Source organism: Nonomuraea sp. NPDC049309 (genome assembly GCF_043196965.1).
GTDB lineage: Bacteria > Actinomycetota > Actinomycetes > Streptosporangiales > Streptosporangiaceae > Nonomuraea > Nonomuraea fastidiosa.
Genome location: NZ_JBICSH010000015.1, coordinates 1 through 2,753 on the forward strand (window position 1 = coordinate 1; position 2,753 = coordinate 2,753).

Sequence of the window (2,753 nt, forward strand, 5' to 3'; positions counted from 1 at the left end):
AGATGCCACAACGCATCCACCTTCGGCCGCAGCACCCGCTCCACACGCTCAGCCGACAACGACGAGATCACGCCATCGTCCACGACGCCCGCCGTGTGCACCACCGCGCGCAACGGCCGGTCGTCGGGGATGTCCTGGAGGAGGGCGGCTAGGGCGTCGCGGTCGGCCACGTCGCAAGCGGCGACCGTCACCTCGGTGCCGAGCCCGGCCAGCTCCTCGAGGAGTTCGCAAGCGCCGGGCGCCTCCATGCCTCTGCGAGAGGCCAGCAGCAGGTGGCGTACGCCGTGCTCGGCGACCAGGTGCCTGGCCACCAGGGCGCCCAGACCACCCGTACCGCCGGTGATCAGCGTCGTCCCGTCCAGCGGCCAGGCCGTTGTGGGCTCCTCGCCGAGGCGGGCTCGCTCCAGGCGGGGCGCCCATGGCCGGTCGCCGCGGATGGCGACTTCCGGTTCGTCGCCGGGGATGGCCGCGTTCCGCAAGGATGTCGGGTCAAAGGCTGCGGCCCGCGCCGCCGGATCGAGGTCGAGCAGCGTGATGCGGCCGGGATGTTCCTGCTGGGCCGCGCGTACCAGGCCCCAGACCGCCGCACCTGCCGGATCGGGGGTCTCTCCGTCCGCGACGGCGACCGCCCCGCGGGTGGCCACGACGATGGGGCGCTGATCGTCTTCGGCGAGCCGGGCCTGCAGCTCCGCCAGTACGGCGCCGACGCGTCGGCGTACGCGGGCCGGCAGGTCGCCGGAGTCGCCGGTGGTGGCGTCGATGACGGATGCTCCGTCGAGCAGTACCTCTGCAGACGCTTCGGGCAGCGGTCGCCAGGCGACCTCGGTGAGCCAGCGCGCGACCGACGCCGCGGCGGGCGCCGTACGGGCCGTCTCGGCCACCGGCCGGGACGCCACCGTCCCCACGGTGATCACCGGCCGGCCGGCGGGGTCGGCCAGGTCCAGCCGGAAGCCGCCGTCCGGGTCCGGGTGCAGGCGTGCGCGCAGGGAGGTGGCACCGGTGGCGTGCAGGGTGACGCCGTTCCAGTTGAACGGGATCAGCGGCGTGCCTCCTGCGGTCTCGTCACCGGCCAGCAGCGCGAGGTGCGTGGCCGCGTCGAAGAGGGCAGGGTGAACGCCGTAGCGGGAGGGTTGTCCGGCCTTTTCCGGGAGGGTGATGTCGGCGTAGAGGTCGTCGCCGTCTCTCCAGGCTCGGGCGAGGCCGTGGAAGGCGGGGCCGTAGCCGTAGCCGTGGTCGATGAGGCGGTCGTACAGGCCGGCGGTGTCGATGGGCTCGGCGTTGGGCGGCGGCCAGGCGCCGTGCAGGTCGGCCGGGGTCACCGTCGGCGTGGCGATGAGGGTGCCGGTGGCGTGCCTGGTCCACTGCTCGGCGTCGTCCTTGGAGTGGATGGTGATCTCGCGTCGGCCGTCCGCGTCAGGGGCGGTCACGGTGACCTGGAGGGCGACGTCGCCGCTGCTCCTGGGGATGGGCAGAGGCGTGTGCAGGGTGAGCTCGTCGATGAACGGGCTGCCGACCTGCTCCCCGGCGTGCAGGGCCAGCTCGACGAAGCCGGTGCCGGGCAGGATCGGGGTGCCGTTGATGGCGTGGTCGGCGAGCCACGGCTGGGCGGTCGCCGACAGGCGTCCGGTCAGGATGGCGCCGCCGTCCGGCTGCTCCACGACCGCGCCCAGGATCGGATGGTCGGATACGGCCTGGCCGACTGCCGCCGGGTCACCGGCCGGGGCGGGCTCCAGCCAGTAGCGGCGATGCTGGAACGGGTAGGTGGGCAGGTCGAGGTCGCCGATGCGGGCGCCCATCGGCCCGGCCTCGGTCGGCCAGACGGTCCAGTCCACGTCGGTGCCGCCGGCCCAGGCCGTACCGAGCGCTTCGGCGAGGTAGGCGACCTCGTCGCGGTCGCGGCGGATCAGGGGCACGACGGCGGGGGCGTCGTCGTGGGTGAGGGTCTGTTCCACCATGGGGGTGAGCTGGGCGTCGGGGCCCGCCTCGATGAAGCGGGTCACGCCCTGCTCCTGCAGCGTGGCGACGCTGTCGGCGAAGCGGACCGGGCGGCGCACGTGCTCCACCCAGTAACCGGGCTCGGTGATCTCCTCGCCCGCCAGGGCACCGGAGACGTTCGAGATCAGCGCCAGTTGCGGGCGGCGCAACGTCAGCCCGGCGACGACCTGCTCGAACTCGGCCAGCATCGGCTCCATCAACGGCGAATGGAACGCATGCGACACCCGCAGCAACCGGGTCCGATGGCCCTGTTCGCGTGCCCACGCCACGATCTCATCGACCTGGGCGGCGGCGCCGGAGACCACGATGGCGCCGGGTGCGTTCACCGCCGCCACCGCCACGCGGTCATGGCCGGCCAGCACAGAGGCGATCTGATCCTCGCCGCAGCCGATCGCCGCCATCGCCCCACCAGCAGGCAACGCCTGCATCAACCGCCCACGGGCGGCCACCAGACGGCAGGCATCCGCCAGATCCAGCACGCCGGCGACGTGTGCGGCGGTGATCTCGCCGAGGGAGTGCCCGGCGACGAAGTCCGGCCGCACACCAAGCGACTCCAGCAGCCGGAACAGCGCGGTCTCGAAGGCGAAGAGCCCGGCTTGGGCGAAGACGGTCTGATCCAGCACTCCGCCAGGGGCCTGGTCGCCGAGGATGATGTCACGCACACTCAGCCCACCCGCCAGCTCGGACGCGATGTTCGTGTCGGCGAGTTCGGCTTGCAGCAGCTCGCAGGCTTCATCGAAGGCGCGGGCGAAGACCGG

At 73.0% G+C, this 2,753-nt stretch carries 1 protein-coding gene; it reads right to left on the reverse strand.

The annotated features are described in order from the left end of the window. The coding region (locus ACGFIM_RS38810; protein ID WP_393211663.1) for an SDR family NAD(P)-dependent oxidoreductase at window positions 1-2,618 on the reverse strand (2,618 nt) is incomplete at its 3' end. Between the last annotated feature and the right edge of the window lie 135 nt (window positions 2,619-2,753).